The organism is Arcobacter sp. s6 (assembly GCF_040884245.1).
Taxonomy (GTDB): domain Bacteria; phylum Campylobacterota; class Campylobacteria; order Campylobacterales; family Arcobacteraceae; genus Aliarcobacter.
This window is the reverse complement of record NZ_JBEVTN010000019.1, coordinates 18,182-36,591: the sequence shown is the minus strand read 5'-3', so window position 1 is coordinate 36,591 and position 18,410 is coordinate 18,182. Positions and strand designations below refer to the sequence as shown.

At 30.4% G+C, this 18,410-nt stretch carries 17 protein-coding genes; all 17 read right to left on the bottom strand.

From position 1 onward, the window contains the following. Positions 1-90: 90 nt before the first annotated feature. On the bottom strand, positions 91-822 hold the full coding sequence (locus ABVS04_RS12380) for a fumarate reductase iron-sulfur subunit (protein ID WP_368031048.1): 732 nt from the start codon (positions 820-822) through the stop codon (positions 91-93). Further along, positions 822-2,807: a fumarate reductase flavoprotein subunit gene (locus ABVS04_RS12375; protein WP_368031047.1), complete on the bottom strand. Its 1,986-nt coding sequence runs from the start codon at positions 2,805-2,807 to the stop codon at positions 822-824. The genes ABVS04_RS12380 and ABVS04_RS12375 overlap by 1 nt, the downstream gene beginning before the upstream one ends. After that, the gene (locus ABVS04_RS12370; RefSeq protein ID WP_368031046.1) at positions 2,807-3,607 is read right to left on the bottom strand and encodes a fumarate reductase cytochrome b subunit; all 801 of its coding nucleotides are present in this window, start codon (positions 3,605-3,607) and stop codon (positions 2,807-2,809) included. Before ABVS04_RS12370 ends, ABVS04_RS12375 begins: the two co-directional genes overlap by 1 nt. 211 nt (positions 3,608-3,818) lie before the next feature. Further along, positions 3,819-5,339: an NADH-quinone oxidoreductase subunit N gene (locus ABVS04_RS12365; protein ID WP_368031045.1), complete on the bottom strand. Its 1,521-nt coding sequence runs from the start codon at positions 5,337-5,339 to the stop codon at positions 3,819-3,821. Further along, the gene (locus ABVS04_RS12360) at positions 5,336-6,823 is read right to left on the bottom strand and encodes a NuoM family protein (RefSeq protein ID WP_368031044.1); all 1,488 of its coding nucleotides are present in this window, start codon (positions 6,821-6,823) and stop codon (positions 5,336-5,338) included. Before ABVS04_RS12360 ends, ABVS04_RS12365 begins: the two co-directional genes overlap by 4 nt. A gap of 1 nt (position 6,824) precedes the next feature. After that, positions 6,825-8,711: an NADH-quinone oxidoreductase subunit L gene (gene nuoL / locus ABVS04_RS12355; RefSeq protein WP_368031043.1), complete on the bottom strand. Its 1,887-nt coding sequence runs from the start codon at positions 8,709-8,711 to the stop codon at positions 6,825-6,827. Next, positions 8,711-9,022: an NADH-quinone oxidoreductase subunit NuoK gene (nuoK, locus tag ABVS04_RS12350; protein ID WP_172124688.1), complete on the bottom strand. Its 312-nt coding sequence runs from the start codon at positions 9,020-9,022 to the stop codon at positions 8,711-8,713. Before nuoK ends, nuoL begins: the two co-directional genes overlap by 1 nt. Continuing rightward, complete coding sequence (locus ABVS04_RS12345; protein ID WP_368031042.1) at positions 9,019-9,546, bottom strand: NADH-quinone oxidoreductase subunit J; 528 nt, start codon at positions 9,544-9,546, stop codon at positions 9,019-9,021. Before ABVS04_RS12345 ends, nuoK begins: the two co-directional genes overlap by 4 nt. Further along, positions 9,539-10,045 (bottom strand): NADH-quinone oxidoreductase subunit I, encoded by a 507-nt coding sequence (locus ABVS04_RS12340; RefSeq protein ID WP_368031041.1) that lies wholly within the window; start codon positions 10,043-10,045, stop codon positions 9,539-9,541. Before ABVS04_RS12340 ends, ABVS04_RS12345 begins: the two co-directional genes overlap by 8 nt. A 1-nt stretch (position 10,046) precedes the next feature. Next, entirely contained in the window at positions 10,047-11,324 is a 1,278-nt protein-coding gene (locus tag ABVS04_RS12335) for an NADH-quinone oxidoreductase subunit H (RefSeq protein ID WP_368031105.1), read from the bottom strand. A gap of 2 nt (positions 11,325-11,326) precedes the next feature. Beyond that, positions 11,327-12,763, bottom strand: a complete 1,437-nt coding sequence (locus ABVS04_RS12330) for a 2Fe-2S iron-sulfur cluster-binding protein (protein ID WP_368031040.1) — start codon at positions 12,761-12,763, stop codon at positions 11,327-11,329. 31 nt (positions 12,764-12,794) lie between these two features. Next, positions 12,795-14,081 (bottom strand): citrate synthase, encoded by a 1,287-nt coding sequence (locus tag ABVS04_RS12325; RefSeq protein ID WP_368031039.1) that lies wholly within the window; start codon positions 14,079-14,081, stop codon positions 12,795-12,797. Between the two features lie 28 nt (positions 14,082-14,109). Then, entirely contained in the window at positions 14,110-15,360 is a 1,251-nt protein-coding gene (gene nuoF / locus ABVS04_RS12320; protein WP_368031038.1) for an NADH-quinone oxidoreductase subunit NuoF, read from the bottom strand. Next, positions 15,357-15,836, bottom strand: coding sequence for an NADH-quinone oxidoreductase subunit NuoE (gene nuoE, locus ABVS04_RS12315; protein WP_368031037.1), 480 nt, complete (start codon positions 15,834-15,836; stop codon positions 15,357-15,359). Before nuoE ends, nuoF begins: the two co-directional genes overlap by 4 nt. Further along, positions 15,836-17,470 (bottom strand): NADH-quinone oxidoreductase subunit D, encoded by a 1,635-nt coding sequence (locus tag ABVS04_RS12310; protein WP_368031036.1) that lies wholly within the window; start codon positions 17,468-17,470, stop codon positions 15,836-15,838. The genes nuoE and ABVS04_RS12310 overlap by 1 nt, the downstream gene beginning before the upstream one ends. Beyond that, on the bottom strand, positions 17,463-17,978 hold the full coding sequence (locus ABVS04_RS12305; RefSeq protein WP_368031035.1) for an NADH-quinone oxidoreductase subunit B: 516 nt from the start codon (positions 17,976-17,978) through the stop codon (positions 17,463-17,465). Before ABVS04_RS12305 ends, ABVS04_RS12310 begins: the two co-directional genes overlap by 8 nt. Next, complete coding sequence (locus tag ABVS04_RS12300) at positions 17,969-18,331, bottom strand: NADH-quinone oxidoreductase subunit A (protein ID WP_368031034.1); 363 nt, start codon at positions 18,329-18,331, stop codon at positions 17,969-17,971. Before ABVS04_RS12300 ends, ABVS04_RS12305 begins: the two co-directional genes overlap by 10 nt. Positions 18,332-18,410 lie beyond the last annotated feature (79 nt).

The window sequence follows — 18,410 nt, the reverse complement described above, 5'->3', positions numbered from 1 at the left end:
ATCCCCCAAAATGTAAAAAGTTAAATATCATCAGATGATACTTAACTTTTTATATTTATTATTTACGAAGGATAAAATCCTTCGTAATAATTATCTTAATGCTACTAATTTTCTTCTTAAGTAAGCAATTTTATTTTGTAATGGTAAGTGTTTTGGACAATGGTCTTCACATGCCATTAAAGACATACAACCAAAAATTCCATTATCATCACCGATTAATTCATAGAAATCTTCAGCAGTTCTTTTATCATGAGGATCTACTTCAAATCTAGCAACTCTGTTAAGTCCAACAGGTCCTACGAAATCAGGTCTCATAAGTGCTGTTCCACAAGATGCAACACAAATTCCACATTCAATACATCTGTCTAATTCAAATGTTTCATTTGCAACATCTGGATCAATTCTATCTTCCATTTTAGTAATGTCAACTTCATGATCACTATGAATCCATGACTCAACTCTTTTTGACATTGAATCCATCCATTTACCTGTATTTACAGATAAGTCTTTGATTAATTCAAATGCTGGCATAGGCATTAATTGTAATTTCCCAGTAGGATAATTAGCAATTAAAGTTCTACAAGCAAGTGTTGGTTTACCATTTACAACCATACCACAAGATCCACAAATCCCAGCTCTACAAACGAAGTCAAAAGATAAATCTGCATCCATTGTTTCTCTAATTTTCATTAAAGCAATAAATAGAGTCATCCCTGGAGTTTCTTCTAAATGGAAATCCACAAAATGAGGTTTTGAAACCTTAGATCTTGGGTTGAATTTTAAAACTGATATTGTTATATCTCTACCTTTTTCAATACTCATTATAAATCTCCTGCTCTTTCATTTTTTTCTCTATAATTCATTGGTAAATCAAATGGCATTAAGGCATGTTGAATTTCGTGTCTATCTTTACCTTCTGCTTGCATTTTTTCTGTAATTTCATCAACTTGAGATTGTCTAGTTTCAGATAATTCATTTTCTATAATCATACCTTTAGCACCATAACCTCTAAATGCTGGAGGCATTTCCATAGTCATAATATCTAATGGCTCATAAGTAATTGTAGGTAAAGTATCAGATTCATTTGGCCAAGAAGTTAATGTTCTATTTAACCAGTTTGCATCATCTCTTTTTAAGAAGTCTTCTCTATAGTGAGCACCTCTTGATTCTGTTCTTTGTAATGCACCTCTTGCAACACAAAGTGCAATTTTTAACATTCTTGGAACTCTATATGCTTCTTCAAGTTCTGGATTACCAGCTCTCTCTTTAGACTTAACATTGATATGTTTTGTTTTCTTTAATAACTCTTCAAGTTCAGTTACAGCTTCTTGTAATCTAATACCATCTCTAAAGATACCAACTTTTTCATCCATTAATAATTGCATTCTATTTTTAATTCTGAAAATATCTTCTGTACCTTCATAAGCTAAAATATCATTTAAATAATTGTCTTGTTTATCTAAAAAGTTTTGAACTGTTCTAGTTGGAATTGTTACGTCATTTGATAAACAATAATCAGCAAAATAATTTCCAACAATCATACCAGCAACAACTGTTTCAGAAACTGAGTTTCCTCCAAGTCTGTTAAATCCGTGCATATCCCAACAAGAAGCTTCACCACAAACAAATAAACCATTTAAGTTTTGAGATTCACCTGTTGGTTTAGTTCTGATTCCACCCATTGAATAATGTTGCATTGGTAAAACAGGAGCCCATCCTTTTTTACCTTCATCTGCTGGATCAATACCATTAAAGATTTGACAAATTTCTTGAACGTCCCTTAAGTTTTTTTCAATATGCTCTCTACCTAAAATAGAAATATCTAACCATACGTGGAATCCATAAGGAGAAGGAACACCTTTACCATTTCTGATATGTTCAATCATTCTTCTAGAAACAACGTCTCTTGAAGCAAGTTCTTTTTTCTCAGGCTCGTAATCTGGCATAAATCTATGACCATCAACGTCTCTTAATATTCCACCATCTCCTCTACAACCTTCAGTTAATAAAATTCCTGATGGTACGATTGGTGTTGGGTGAAATTGAACAGCTTCCATGTTTCCTAAAGTTGCAATTCCAGTTTCAAGAGCAATAGCAGCTCCGATACCTTCACAAATAACAGCATTTGTAGTTTGTTTAAATACTCTTCCATATCCACCTGTTGCAATACATGTACCTTTAGCAACGTAAGCTTCTAATTCACCTGTAATTAAATCTCTTACGATTGCTCCATAACATCTTCCATCTTCATGAATAAGTGATAAAGCTTCTTTTCTATCTCTAATATCAACATTGTGTCTTAAAGCTTCATTTGCAACACCAAATAACATAGTATGTCCAGTTGCATCTGCTGTATAACAAGTTCTCCATTTTTTAGTTCCACCAAAATCTCTTGATGTAATTAATCCATGTCTATCTGCATCTTCAGTAATAGTTGTTTTTTTAGCATTAATAACAGCTTCTCTTGATCCTTCTTTAACTCTAGACCAAGGAACACCCCAAGATGCTAATTCTCTAATAGCTTTTGGTGCAGTGTGAACAAACATTCTTGCAACAACTTGATCACATCCCCAGTCAGAACCTTTTACAGTATCTGCAAAGTGTAAATCTTCATTATCACCATCAGACATTTTAGAGTTACCTAAAGATGCTTGCATTCCACCTTGAGCAGCTGCCGAGTGTGATCTTTTAACTGGAACTAAAGATAAAACGATTGTACTTAAACCTTTTTTTTGTGCAGCAACAGCAGCTCTTAAACCTGCTAATCCACCACCAATAACTAACGCATCACAGTAATTAATTTTCATTATGCAATTCCTCCAACACTTTTATTTGTAATATTAAATTCCATTACTTTAGCAGTTGGAGTATATTTTTGACCAACTGTTCCTTTTGAAGCATTTTCCATACCAATTTTCATATAAGCAGCAAGTGATGCAAAACCTAATACTAAGAAAAATACAGTAAGTGCCCATTTAATTTTTTTAAGTGCTTTTCTAGTTGCTTTTGGATTTTCTCCATCAAACCATCCCCATTTAACACAAAGTCTATAAAGACCAATTGTTCCATGGAATTCAACAGCTAATAATAAGAATATGTATAAAGGCCACATCCATTCAGACCAGATTCTATCAGCACTTTCATAAGGACCAATGTCAGCTGAGTTAGTCATAATGATATATAAATGTACAGAACCTAAGAAGAACATAGCAAAACCTGTAAATGCTTGAATAAACCAAAGTTTTGTGTCATCATGATTCATACTCTTAGAGTGTGCTTTCATAACTTGATATTGCTTAAAGTTACTTGGTAACTTTCTCATTCCAAGTGCAGCATGTACGATAAATACAGTAAATATAATAGCAGCAGCTATTGTAACTAAAATTGGATTTCCACCTTCAAATATAAAACTTCCTTCTAGAAGTTTTGTAACAGTGTACATAAAATCTTTTGAAATTAATATCGATGATACTAATAACATATGTGCCCACATAAATAAAGCTAAGAATCCACCAGTAAAACTTTGCATAAAATCAAGTTTTGCAGGTAATCTACTCTTTCTTCCTTCTTCCGTTTTCCCTAAATAACCTTCTATTAGGTCACTCATTTGCTATCCTTTCTGCGATTTAGATTTTTTTGAATAATAGCGTAATAATAGCTTAAAAGTACTTCAATAATGTTTATTTTATTAAGAAAAAAATGTAGAAAAAGTTGATTTAATTAAGTTCCAAAACCCCTTTAATAGGGGTTTTATTAGATATAATTGTATTTTTTAGAATTTAAAAAAGAAGAATAGAAATGTTACTTATTAACACATTCTATTTTATAAATAAAGACTGAACTGCTACTTGTGTTAAATTAATTATTGCATCAATATTCATAGCAGGTATAAAAAATACAATAGCCGAACCAATACCACCTAAAACAGTCAAGATTGCAACAAAAGCAATTGCATAAGTTGAAACTCTTTTATCATTAAATCCTTTTGATACACAAGATTCTTTTGTAGGATAAAAATACATCATTGCTATTAGCTTAAAATAATAATAAACAGAAACAATTGTTGCAAAAATAGCAATTACTGTAAGAATTGTATATCCAGCATTTATAGCTTCTGTAAATACGTAAAATTTCCCTATAAATCCAATTGTTGATGGAATTCCAGCTAGTGAAAACAAGAATATTGTCATCATTGCTGCTAAAAATGGTCTCTCTTTTGCTAGACCTTTAAAATCATCATATGTAACTCTAACATTTGTTTCTGAAATAATATGAGATGCAAGTCCAAATGCTCCAAGAGCAGATAATAAATAAGCAATTAAATAAAACATAGTTGCATATGCAGAATCAATATTAATTAACTGACCATCTTTATATCCAAGAGCTATAAATGCTAATAATAAATAACCTGTATGAACTATTGAAGATGCTGCCAACATTTTTTTAATTACTTGTTGTGTGATTGCTAACCATGTTCCAATAATTAAAGTTAGTACGGTAATTACAGCAATTATACTATCCCAAAAATCAATAATTGGCGCAAGATGTTCAAGTATTGCTCTTAAGAAGAATGAAAATATAGCAATTTTAAATGTAGATGCCATATAAGAAGTTATAACCATTGGCGCACCTCTATAAACATCAAGTACCCAAGATTGGAATGGAAATGCAGCAATTTTGAATAAAAATGTAAATAATATTAGCGTCAATCCAATATAAACTAAAATCATATCATCAGCACTTGCAGTACTTATAAATGTAGATATTTCAGCCAAGTTCGTTGTTTGTGTTGCTCCATAAACTAAAACAACACCTAAAAGATAAAATGCTCCAATAAACGAACCTAAAACTAGATATTTAAATATTGCTTCAATTCTTTTAGAGTCTTCACTATTATATCCAACCATTATATAAACAGAAAAAGATGCAATTTCAAGCGCAATATAAGCTGTTACTAATTCATTTGCATGGGCTAAAATCATCATTCCAAATAATGCAAATAATAAAATTGAGAAAAACTCACCTTTAAAATATGATCTGTGTTGGAAGTAATGCTCTCCAATTAATAAAGTAAGTAATGTACCAGTAATTAATAAAATATTGAAAAAATTTGAAAAAGAATCAAATGTTAAAACATTATTTAAAAAATTTGGAAAGGGTTGAACTGAGAATGAATTTCCAATATCACTTAATGTAAATCCTAAAGCAATTACTAAAAAAAATGAAGATACAACAATGAAATTTTTAACAGAAAATCTTTCATACATACTCATAAACATAAGTACAAGGGCACCTATTAAAATTGTAAGTGCAGGAATTAAATATAAAAATTGACTCATTTTGTGGCTCCAATTTGTAAAATATCATTTAAATAATGAGTAACTGTTGGTTCAAATTTATTAATAAATATTTCAGGATATAAACCCATTAGAAATACTAAAATAATCCAAGGAATTAAACCAATGATTTCTTTAATTTTTAAATCTCTCATTTTTAACTCAACAGCACCTTCAGGTCTGTCTTGTAAAATTGCTCTTTGGAACATCCATAACATATAAGCAGCACCAATAATAACTGTAAGTGCTCCAATATATCCTAATGTATGATTAAATTCATAAATACCAAATATAATTAAAAGTTCAGATACAAATCCATTTGTTCCTGGAAGTCCCACATTTGCGAATAACATAACAGCAAAAACAAATGTAAAAATAGGAGCTTTTTTAGCAATTCCACCTAAATCTTTTATTGTTTTAAATCCTGTTTGCTCTTGCATTAAACCAACTAATAAAAATAATGCTCCAGTTGCAATTGCATGAGCAATAATTAAATATAATGCTCCATTTACACCATAAGAGTTTAATGAAAAAATACCAGCAGAGATAAAACTTAAATGTGATGCAGATGAGTAAGCAAACATTCTTTTAATATCATCTTGCATAAGTGCTGCAATTCCAAAGTAAACTAAACCAAATAATCCAATTGCAACAAACCACATAGAAAACTCTACATAAATTTCTGGAAAAATTGGAATCATAAATCTAACAATTGCATAAACTCCTAGTTTTGCCATTATAGATGATAGTAAGAAAACAGCTCCAGTTGGTGCATTTTTATATGTATCCATAATCCAAGTATGAAGTGGAAAAATAGGAATTTTAATAGCAAAGGCTGTAAGAAATGCTAGGAATAACCAAACTCTTGTATCATAGCTTATAGTTGTAATATGCATTAATTTATCATAAGCAAAAGACCAAACTCCGAATTCATTATGATATGCAACTCCTAAATATAAAATTGCGATAAACATCAATAGTGAACCAAGCATTGTATACACAGTTACTTTAATAGTTGTAAATACCTTGTCCCCAAACCCATATTGTCCAATTAATAAAAATACAGGTAAAAGCATAACTTCCCAAAAGAAGTAGAAAAGAATTACATCTAAAGATAATAAAGTTCCTGTAACTCCAGTTTGAACTAGAAGCATATTTATCCAATATCCTTTAGTTTTTCCTTCCCATAATAATAAATAAGAAGTAGGAATTAATATAGCAATCATTAATAAAATAGTTAGTGAAAAACCATCTAATCCAACATAATAATTAATACCATAAGTCTCAATCCATGGTACATTTGTAACAAATTGCATTCCTGCACTTGGAACAAATTCTATATAAATTTTTAACACCAAAGCTAGAATAACAGTAGTAGTTAAAAAAGCTATATTTCTAATTGTATTTACATCTTTTGTTGTAATCATTAATCCAAATGCAACAACAGCAGGTAAAAATATAATAAACGAAAGTATATCTGAACTCATACTACAATCCTAATGTGATATATAAATAGATAAATATGCACGTCATACCAATAAGCATAAAGGCTGCATAAAATCTAACATTTGCATTTTGTATCATGGCAACTCGTTTACCAATATTTACAAAACCAATAGATGAATTCATAATAAATGCATCAATAATTTTTTCATCAACTACTTTATCAATAAAAGTTGATATTTTTTTACTTGATTGAACAAATAAGAAATTGTAAATTTCATCAATATAAAATTTATTTCCAATTATTCCAGTTTCTAATTCAGGTTTTGTAACATCAAATTTTGCATATTTTGCATATGCTGTCATAATTCCAGTAGCTGCAACAATAATTGATAATGCCATTAATACATATTCAGTTGTATGATCCATATGAATATGTTTTGAGTGTAGTTGCGCTAACCATGTATCTACAAAATGATTTCCACCAAATATAGCTGGAAGATTTAAGAAACCTGCTGCTATAGCACCAATAGCTAAAATTAATAAAGGAATAGTTATTGTTTTTGATGTATATACATACTCTTCATCATGGTGATTTGGTGCAACAAAAACAATAAAATACATTCTAAACATATAAAATGCTGTCAAGAATGCTGTAAACATTGCAATTCCCCAAATTAAATATTGACCTTCTTGAAATGCAGCTGCTAAAATTGCATCCTTTGAAAAGAATCCAGAAAATGGAGGAATTCCAGAAATTGCAATTACACCTATTAAAAATGTTGTTGCAATAATAGGTAAAGATGCTCTGTGTTGTGCGATTTTAAAGATATTTTGCTCATGGTGAAGTGCCATAATTACACCACCTGCTGCCATGAATAACATAGCTTTAAAGAAAGCATGAGTAAATACATGGAAAAGTCCAGTTGAATAAAAACCAAGTCCCACAGCAATAAACATATAACCTAATTGACTCATTGTAGAATATGCAAGAATCTTTTTAATATCAGTTTGACGTGTTGCTATAATAGCTGCAAATAGGGCTGAAAATGCACCAATATAAGCTATGAATAAGCCAATTTCTTCGATTCCAGCATATAAAAAGTGAAATCTAGCAACCATATAAACCCCAGCTGTTACCATCGTTGCTGCATGAATTAATGCTGAAATTGGAGTAGGTCCTGCCATTGCATCAGGAAGCCATACATATAAAGGTACTTGTGCTGATTTTCCCATTGCTCCAATGAAAAGTAAAATACCAGATAATACTAATAACTCACTAGATGCATTTCCTAAATTTGCTTCAATAGAAGCAAATGATAAATCAACTTCTCCTAATGCAAAAAATAGTGTTACAACTCCAAGTAAAAACCCAAAGTCTCCAACTCTATTAACAATAAATGCTTTATTTGCAGCTAATACATTCTCTTTATTTCCATAATAGAATTTAATTAAAAGGTATGAACAAACTCCAACCCCTTCCCAACCAATGAATAAAATTATTGGATTATCAGCTAAAACTAAAATTAACATAGAAGCTAAGAATAGATTGAAATAAGCAAAAAACTTACCAAACCCATTATCACCTTTCATATATCCAATTGCATAAATATGAATTAACCAACCAACAAATGTTACAAACATTGACATAAATATAGAAAGATTGTCACCTAAAAATGCCATTTCTATATTTAGTTTATCAACATTTAACCATGTAAAAAGTTGTTGTTTAAAAATTATATTCTCATCATTCATTCTTAAAAATAAATAAAGAGTAATTATAAATGAAATAAAAGGAGTTATTGTTCCCATTAATGAAAAATAAATATCAGATACTTTTTCTTTTTTGATATGGTAAAAATATAATAAACCATTCATAATAGCACCAAGTAATGGAGCTAAAATAATCCATACTAATAGTGATGTATTCATTATTTTTCTCCTTGTCTAAGTGTATTAAAAATATCTGTATCTAAAGATTTTCTTGATCTGTATAGTAAAATTATAACTGATAAGAATATTGCAGCTTCAGCAGCAGCAATTGAAATAACCATAATGGTAATAACTTGAGGATCCATATTAAAATGATATCTAGCAAATGTTACTAAAAATAGATTTATTCCATTTAACATCATCTCTATTGACATATAAATAACAAAGATATTTCTTCTAGCAATAACTCCAATGGCACCGATTGAAAATAACATCATTGATACAAAAGCATAAGCTGTTAATGAAATCATAGTTGCTCTCCTTTGTTATTGATTTTAGACTTTCTTTTTTTAGCAAGAACAACTGAACCAATAAGTGCAATTAGAAGTAAAATTGAAATTAACTCAAAAGCAATAATCCAGTTATTATAAAGTTCAAGTCCAATAGGTTTAATATCACCAAAATCAGTGTTAGAAATAGTTAAATCTTTTGCAGGAAGTTTTGATACAGCTTTTAGTATTAAAACATTTAAAGGTATCATAATTACTGCACCTACAGCAATTAATTTAAATTTATTAGGCTCTTTTGGTAAATCTTCTTCTTTTATATTTAAGAACATTAAAATAAAAAGAATCAAAGTCATAATAGCCCCTGCGTAAACAATGATTTGAACTAGGAATAAAAATGTTGCATTTAAAAGTGCAAACATTCCAGCAACACTTAGCATAGAAATTAAAACACCCAAAGCGCTATACATTGGATTTGCATATACAATCATAGCAATAGCTCCACTTATAGCTAAAAATGCAAGTGCAATAAAAATTAAATCAGCCATTATCTAAATCCTTTGATCTTTCATTTGCCATTAAAGCTTTTTTATCTAATACAAAATCTTCTCTTTTACTAGATGTAAATGAAAAAATTCCAGTATCCATTCGAATTGCATCGCAAGGACATGCTTCAACACAATATCCACAGAATACACACTCTAATAAATCTATTTTAAACTCTTTTGGTCTTTTTTCATCAACACCATCAAATCTTTCTTCTGCTTCGATAAAAATACAATCAGCAGGACAAGCAGTTGCGCACATAAAACAAGCAACACACTTTTCACTTTGATCTTCATGTTTTGTAAGTCTATGGACACCTCTATATCTTTCATTCAAATCATCTGGCTGAACTTCTGGATATTGCATTGTTTTTAGATTATTTACATCTTTTAAGTTTTTCATGAAATGTTTAAAAGTTGTTTTCATCCCCCCTGCAATTGCAGGAAGATATAATTTGTCTTTGAATGATTTACCGTATCTTGGTACTACTTTTATTCCCATATTAATTATTCCCCACTACTATTACAATTGCAGTTACAACGATATTTAGAAGAGCTAATGGAATAAGCACTTTCCAGCCTAACATCTGTAATTGATCATATCTAAATCTTAAAACAGTCCATCTAATCCAGATAAAAACAAATGCCATCATAAAGAATTTAATTAAAAAAGTTCCAACTTGAATTACTGTTGTTACAATATTAATTCCATTTGTTCCAAGTCCTGTAATTAGGAATAGAACTAAAATAGCCATAATAAATAAACTTAAACCCCAAAATGCAAATGTCAATATTTTTGTTTCTTTATCTCTTGATGTATCTGCATTTTTTGATTTATTGTTTTTTTTCATCCATGTTGTAAGAATATATGCTTTTATTGGAAGAATAATTATAATTCCCATAATTACATAGTTTATATTACTTTGGATTGTACTTGTATCAAGCCAAGGAATTTGATAACCACCAAAAAATAGTGTAACTATAATTGCACTTGATGCACTCATTGCTGCATATTCACCTACTTGAAAAAGACCAAATTTCATTGCACTATATTCTGTATGATAACCAGCAACTAACTCTGATTCTCCTTCTGCTAAGTCAAATGGAGCTCTATTTGTTTCAGCAAAGGCACAAACTATAAAGATAATAGCAGCAAGTGGTTGTATAAATATTCCCCACATAGGAATTACACCTAAGTAAGTTCCTGCTTGTGCATTTACCATATCAGTTAAATGAATAGAACCATAAGATAAAATCATAGAGATAATAGCTAATCCCATTGCCGCTTCATAAGAGATAACTTGAGCTGATGCTCTAATTGAACCTAAAAGTCCATATTTACTTCCTGATGAATAACCACCTAAGATGATTCCATAAACAGATAATCCTGCAAATGCAATAAACCACATAATTCCTAATTCACTAGGAATTGCTTGCATTATATTTTCTTTTCCATCTATAACTAAAACATCAGCAAAAGGAATAACAGCAAAAGTTAAAAATGAACAAAAGAATACTATAATTGGAGCTACTGTAAAGAAAAATTTATATTTAATATGTGAGGGAGTAAAATCTTCTTTAAATACAAGTTTTAACATATCTGCAAAACTTTGGATTAAACCACCTAATCTAAATGGGCCGATATTACATCTATTAGGTCCAGTTCTATCTTGCATAAATCCAGATACTCTTCTTTCCCACCAAACAAAAACAGGGGTCATACCCACAGCTAGGATAATTGCAAGAAAAATATTTATTACAATGATAATTATTGATTCAATACTCATACAGTTCCTTTTTCAATCATTGATTTTAGATGTTCAATAACAGTTGTTATAGATTGCATAGGATTATTTTTATTCATTTTTGAAATAACTTTTTGCTTTATTCCATTTATATTTATGTAAGTTCCTGATTTTTCATAAAAAGAAGCAACTGGAATTGCTATATTTGAATATCCAATTGTCATACAATGGTGAGAAAATAAAGAGATTACTTTTTTATTTTCTAATAAATTCGAGTTATTTTCAAAATAGCTATTTTCAACTATTATTACTAATGATGATTTATTTAATTTTTCATCAAAATACTCTTTTGATTCATCAATTTGTAGGTCTTTAAATGCTGCTCTATTTGCAGTTCGATCATTTGTTTTTAAATAATCATCAGCAAAGTTTTCATCAATTGTATCAGGAGAATATCCAGACACATCAACATTTAATTTTGATGCTAAATTTTTTACATTCTGCATTTCTTCTATTGAAAGATTTGCACTTAATACGAATAAGATATTTTTATTTGTTGTTAGTTCTTTAAACATATTAGTAATAGTATTATCAATATTAGTTTCATTTTTATTAACTAATGGTGTTTCAAATCTATTATTAGCTTCCTTTGTATAAGAAAGTCTTCCTTCATCACAAATAAAATGTCCATTAACATTTTTATTTACTCTTGGTCTAAATCTGAAAATTTGATCATCTTTATATTTTTCTTTTCTATGGTCAACATAAATACTACATCCTTTTGAACAACCATTACAAATGGCATCAAAAGTCTCTAAAAACCAAACTCTTTGTTTAAATCTAAAATCTTTATTTGTTAATGCTCCAACAGGACAAATATCAATAACATTCATAGCGTATGGATTATCAAGTGGCTTTCCTGGAAAAGTTCCAATAACCGAGTGATCAGCTCTGCTAATAACTCCTAGCTCATTTGTTTTTGTTATTTGAGAACAAAATCTTACACATCTAGTACAAAGTACACATCTTTCTTGATCAAGCATTACATTTGAGCCCAAGTCAACTCTTTTTCTTGCATGAACTTTTGCATCTACATTTACCCTTGAATCATAAAATCCTGATTCCATATAATAATCTTGAAGTTTACACTCTCCTGCTTGATCACAAGTAGGGCAGTCAATTGGATGATTTATAAGTTCAAGTTCAAGAATATCTCTTCTTACTTTTTCGATATTCTCACCTTGAGTTCTTACAATCATTCCAGCTTTTACAGGTGTATCACATGCAATTTGTGGTCTTTTTTGACCTTCGATTTCCACCATACACATTCTACAGTTTCCATCTTTTCCTAGGGCTTGATGATAACAAAAATGAGGAATATGTATATTTTCATCCAATAATTTATCAATTAACAAGCTGCCTTTTGCAGCTTGCATTTGTGCTCCATTGATTGTAATGTCTACAATTTCACTCATATATCATCCTTGCCTTAAGTTATATTTTTTCTTAGTTACCTGTGTATAATTGTCTTGGTCTTGCAATTTTATGTTTTGGATCTTGTTTTAATTCAGACCATTGTGCTAACCATCCTGGAGTTCTACCAATAACAAAGATTGGAGTAAACATTGCAGTTGGAATTCTAAGTGCAGTTAAGATAACACCTGAATAGAAATCAATATTTGGATATAAACCTCTTTCTTTAAAGTAATCATCACTTAATGCAGCTTTTTCAACAGCAGCTGCAATATCAAGTAATTTAGAATCAAGTTTTAACTCTTCTCTTAATTTATCTTGTAATCCTTTTAAAGTTTCAGCTCTTGGATCTCTATTTTTATAAACTCTGTGTCCGAATCCCATTAATCTGAATGGGTCATTTCTATCTTTTGCTTTAGCAATATAAGTTGGTACATTTTTAACATCACCAATTAATCTTAATTGATCCATTACTTTTTCATTAGCTCCACCGTGAGCAGATCCCCATAATGCAGAAATACCAGAAGCAATAGCAACATAAGGGTGAGCTTCAGTTGAACCAACATTTCTTACAGTTGTAGTAGATGCATTTTGCTCATGATCAGCATGTAAAGTTAAAATTGCATCAAGTGCATCAATTTCAACTTGTTTGATTTCGTCATTTACTCCATCACCTAAATATTTCATTTTTCCACCTGGGTATGCTCTTAACATATATAGGAAGTTTTCAGTGAAGTATTTATTTACATCTGGATAAATTAGTGGAGTACCAATAGAATTTCGATAAGCCATTGCAGCAATTACTGGCATTTTAGCTAAGATTCTTCTTCTCATCATTTTGAATTCTTCTTCATCTTCTAAATGTAAGTGATCTTTGTAAAATGCTGATAAAGCCATAGTTGCAGCTCCCATTGTTGCCATTGGGTGAGCGCCATCTGGTAATGCATCAAATAATCTAATAATACCTTCGTTTAAGAAAGATCTATGTCTGATTTCTAAATCAAAGTTTTTAGAAGCTTGCTCAGTTGGAAGTTTACCTCTCATTAGTAAATAAGAAACATCTAAGAAAGAGTGTTTACCAGCAAGATCTGCTATATCATATCCTCTGTATCTTAACTCTGAGTTTTCACCATCAATAAATGTGATTTTTGATTCACAAGATGCAGTTGAAGTATAACCTGGGTCATAAGTAAACATACCTGAATCTTTGTAAAATGTAGAAATATCTACAACACTTGGTCCTCTTGTACCATCAATAATATTATATTCATATGATTTGCCATTTCTGTTATCAGTTAATGTCATTGTGCTTTTAGCCATAAATTTCTCCTGTTTATTAAATTAAATTTTAGTTTTTAAAATATGTATTAAATTCTTGTGGGAATTTTCTTACAATACTTTCGATAATATCTTTTACCGCTGGTGCAAATACACAGATTGTTTTACCATTCATTGTGCTACACACATCAAGTATTGTATTTAAATCTTCACTTGAACCATCACCACTTAAGATTTTTCCTAAAATCTTATCAATCCATCCTGTACCCTCTCTACAAGGTGTACACTGTCCACATGACTCGTGGTGATAAAATTCAATTAGATTTTTAGCTACATCAACCATAGATGTATCTTCATCAATAACTATCATTCCTCCTGTACCTAAAGTTGAACCAATATCCCACATAGATTCATAATCTAATACTGCCTTCTCCACTTCCTCAGCAGTTAAGATAGGACAAGATGAACCTCCTGGAATAATTGCTTTTAATTTTTTTCCTTCAATCATTCCACCACCTAGAATGTTTAGAAAATCAATCATTTTATTCCCATATGCCATTTCATAAACACCTGGATTTTTTACAGGTCCTGAAATTGCAAATAACATTGTTCCAGGTGATTTAGGTGTACCATATTTTGTATACCCTTGCGCACCATTTTCTACAATATTTGGAACAGATGCTATTGTTTCAACGTTATTTACAGTTGCTGGATTATCAAAGAACCATTCACACTCTTTTCCATGTGGTTTAAGTCTTGGATGTCCACGTTTACCTTCAAGTGATTCAATTAGTGCTGATTTTTCCCCACAAATATAAGCACCACCACCTCTATGAACCGTGATGTCTAATTTAAAATCATATTTGTTCATGATTCTATCACCAATTATACCTGCTTCGTAGGCTTCTTTTATCGCTTCATTTACTCTATCTGAGAAAAATTTATATTCACCTCTTATATAAATATATGCATGGTGAGCATTTATTGCATAACAAGTGCAAATAATTCCTTCTATTAAAAGATGTGGATCATATTGAAATATTTGTCTATCTTTAAAAGTTCCTGGTTCTGATTCATCACCATTTACTATTAAGTAAGCAGGTCTTGGGTCATTTTTAGGCATTAATTCCCATTTTGGTCCACAAGCTGCTCCTCCTCCACCTTTTCCTCTTAATCCAGATGCTGTAACTTCTGCTGTTACTGCATCTGGTTCCATTGAAAAAAGTTTATCAATTGAAGAGTATCTTCCGTTTACAAGGGCAACTTCAAGTTTATGAGAATCTGGAATATCAAAATTTTGACTTACTATTTTTGTTATCATTTTTTACACTCCGCAATTAACTCATCAACTCTTTGTTTAGTTAATTTTTCATGATATTGACCATCTAAAGCAAACATTGGTGCTCCACCACATGCTCCTAAACACTCAACTTCACTTAAATGAAATAATCCATCTTCACTTGTTTGCCCAGGTTCTATTCCTATAGTTTGTTTTATATGATTTTTAATATCTTTTGAACCACATAACATACAAGAAAGAGTTTTACAAAGTTCAATATGATGTTTTCCAATTGGTTTTAAGTTGAACATCGTATAAAAAGTTGCTACTTCATATACTTGAATTGGTGTTTTTCCTAATTTATCTGCTACATAAATCATAGCCTCTGGACTTACCCACGCTTCTTGTTCTTGAACTAACCAAAGTGCCGGTAACATAACAGAATCAATAACAGGATATCTACTTACATATTCTTGAAATTTAATTTCATTCTCAGGTGTAAATTTAAAACTACTCATTATCTATCAAACTCCCCTGCAATAAAATTCATACTAGCCATTGTAACAACTGCATCAGCTAGCATTCCACCTTCAACAATTTTTGCATAAGCTCCTAGTGAATAAAAACAAGGAGGTCTACATTTTACTTTATAAGGGCGACCATTTCCATCGCTTACGATAAAGAATCCTAATTCCCCATTTCCACCTTCAGTTGAAGAGTAATATTCACCTTTTGGTACTTTTATACCTTCAAATGTAAGTTTAAATTGATTCATTAAACCTTCAATATTTCCATAAACATCTTTTTTACTTGGAAGTAAAATTCCAGGAGCATTTATATTTATAGGTCCATCTGGAAGCTCTTTCATTGCTTGTCTAATAATTCTAATTGATTGTCTCATCTCTTCAAATCTACACATCATTCTGTCGTAAACATCACCATGACTTCCAATTACAATATCAAAATCAAAATTTTCATAACCATAATAAGGTTTGTCTTTTCTCAAATCATGGGCAACACCAGTTGCTCTTAAATTTGGTCCTGAAATTCCATGATCAATTGCAAAATCAGATTTTATAACACCAACATCCTGGGTTCTATCATGGAATATTTTGTTATGAGCTATTAGTGATAAAGCATCATCAATAGCTACTTCTGTATCTTTTAAAACTGCTGCTAAATCTTCAGAAAATCCATCATATAAATCAAACTCTAACCCACCAATTCTTGTATAAGTATTAGTAAGTCTTGCACCCGTTAATTTTGATAATAAATCATAAGCTTTATCTCTTGGGGCAAATAAATACCAGAAATTCGTAAGTCCACCAAGGTCAACCATATTTGCAGCATTACAAACAAGGTGATCTATGATTCTACTTAATTCACCAATAATTACTCTAATCATCTTAGCTCGAGCTGTAATATCAATTTTCAACATCTCTTCAACAGCTTTTGAATAACCAATATTATTTAAAATAGCACTACAGTAGTTTAATCTATCTGTATATGGAATAATTTGTGAATATGTATGATTTTCACAAGATTTTTCAAATCCTCTATGTAAATATCCAATCTCAGTTACACAAGCTGTGATTGTTTCACCTTCCATTGCAACAAAGTTTCTAATTGTTCCATGTGATGCTGGATGTGAGGGTCCTACATTTAATAGCATTAAGTCATTGATATCTTCAGGTGTATAACCCTTTGAAGTTAATAAGGGATTCATTTCATCCATTAAATCTTCAGTTTGTGTACAAATTTGACCCTTTGTAATTTCATAATCTTTTCTTAAGGGATGTCCTACAAATTGATGATGATTTAAAACTCTTTTTAAATTTGGATGACCTTTAAATTTAATACCATATTGATCATAAGCTTCTCTCTCAGCCCAATTTGCCGCACTATAGATATCACTAATTGTTTCAACTTCTAAAGCATTATCATCAATAAATGATTTCACAGAGATTTGGTTTTTAAAACTTTTATCTCTTAAAATATAAACAACAGCAAAACGACTAGGTGTAATATCAGGAAATTTTAAATAATCAATAACTGTAATATCTAGAAGAATTGAATAATTATCTTCATTCTTTAATTTAGAAATTGTAGACTTAATATCATTAGCTTCAATTAACATATCACATTTAAGCATCTAAAATTCCTTTATATTCTTTAACTCGGTCTTTTATAACTGAATCACTTTGAGCTTTTTCTTGAATTCTCATAATTGCATCAAGAACAGCTTCAGGACGTGGAGGGCAACCTGCAATATACTCATCAACAGGAATAATTTGATCTATTCCTTGTAAAGTTGTATAGTTGTCATAAAAACCACCAGAACAAGCACATGCACCCATTGAAATAACCCATTTAGGTTCACACATCTGCTCATATATTTTTTGTAAAATTGGTGCTTGTTTATATGAGATAGTTCCTGCAACTATAAGTAAATCTGCTTGCCTTGGAGAAAATCTTACAACTTCTGCTCCAAATCTTGAAAGGTCATATTTAGCCCCTGCAACACTCATAAATTCAATACCACAACACGCAGTTCCAAAAACCATTGGCCATAAAGAATAAGATCTTCCCCAGTTTACTGCGTGATCAAGTCTAGTAGTAACGATAGAATCGCCAAATTTAGATTCAACTCCTAATCCCATGATAATGCCTTTTTCTTGTAGATATAAATTAAACCTGCAAATAATAATCCCATAAAAATAAACATTTTAAATAATCCAGCATAACCTAATTCTAAAATATTTATTGCCCAAGGAAACATAAAAATAATTTCCACATCAAATAGTAAGAATGATATTGCAACTAAATAAAATTTAACTGAGAATCTTATATTTGTTGTTCCCACTGGATTTGAAACACCACTTTCGTAAACAGTATTTTTGATTTTTGATTTCTCGTTATTTGGTCCTACAAATTTTGATAATGCAAAGACAGACACAAGAATCAGGCCAATGGCTACAAATATAACAGAGGCTAAAATTAATTCAGTTGACATTTTCTTCCCTATTTATTAATATTATTAAAGATTGTACACTATTTTTTATACATAATAAAGTTTTTCAATTATTTATAAT

Excerpts from the sequence above, each read along its gene's own strand:
- ABVS04_RS12380 (WP_368031048.1), bottom strand. The coding sequence starts at position 822 with ATGAGTATTGAAAAAGGTAGAGATATAACAATATCAGTTTTAAAATTC.
- ABVS04_RS12375 (WP_368031047.1), bottom strand. The coding sequence starts at position 2,807 with ATGAAAATTAATTACTGTGATGCGTTAGTTATTGGTGGTGGATTAGCA.
- ABVS04_RS12370 (WP_368031046.1), bottom strand. The coding sequence starts at position 3,607 with ATGAGTGACCTAATAGAAGGTTATTTAGGGAAAACGGAAGAAGGAAGA.
- ABVS04_RS12365 (WP_368031045.1), bottom strand. The coding sequence starts at position 5,339 with ATGAGTCAATTTTTATATTTAATTCCTGCACTTACAATTTTAATAGGT.
- ABVS04_RS12360 (WP_368031044.1), bottom strand. The coding sequence starts at position 6,823 with ATGAGTTCAGATATACTTTCGTTTATTATATTTTTACCTGCTGTTGTT.
- nuoL (WP_368031043.1), bottom strand. The coding sequence starts at position 8,711 with ATGAATACATCACTATTAGTATGGATTATTTTAGCTCCATTACTTGGT.
- nuoK (WP_172124688.1), bottom strand. The coding sequence starts at position 9,022 with ATGATTTCATTAACAGCTTATGCTTTTGTATCAATGATGTTATTTTCA.
- ABVS04_RS12345 (WP_368031042.1), bottom strand. The coding sequence starts at position 9,546 with ATGGCTGATTTAATTTTTATTGCACTTGCATTTTTAGCTATAAGTGGA.
- ABVS04_RS12340 (WP_368031041.1), bottom strand. The coding sequence starts at position 10,045 with ATGGGAATAAAAGTAGTACCAAGATACGGTAAATCATTCAAAGACAAA.
- ABVS04_RS12330 (WP_368031040.1), bottom strand. The coding sequence starts at position 12,763 with ATGAGTGAAATTGTAGACATTACAATCAATGGAGCACAAATGCAAGCT.
- ABVS04_RS12325 (WP_368031039.1), bottom strand. The coding sequence starts at position 14,081 with ATGGCTAAAAGCACAATGACATTAACTGATAACAGAAATGGCAAATCA.
- nuoF (WP_368031038.1), bottom strand. The coding sequence starts at position 15,360 with ATGATAACAAAAATAGTAAGTCAAAATTTTGATATTCCAGATTCTCAT.
- nuoE (WP_368031037.1), bottom strand. The coding sequence starts at position 15,836 with ATGAGTAGTTTTAAATTTACACCTGAGAATGAAATTAAATTTCAAGAA.
- ABVS04_RS12310 (WP_368031036.1), bottom strand. The coding sequence starts at position 17,470 with ATGCTTAAATGTGATATGTTAATTGAAGCTAATGATATTAAGTCTACA.
- ABVS04_RS12305 (WP_368031035.1), bottom strand. The coding sequence starts at position 17,978 with ATGGGATTAGGAGTTGAATCTAAATTTGGCGATTCTATCGTTACTACT.
- ABVS04_RS12300 (WP_368031034.1), bottom strand. The coding sequence starts at position 18,331 with ATGTCAACTGAATTAATTTTAGCCTCTGTTATATTTGTAGCCATTGGC.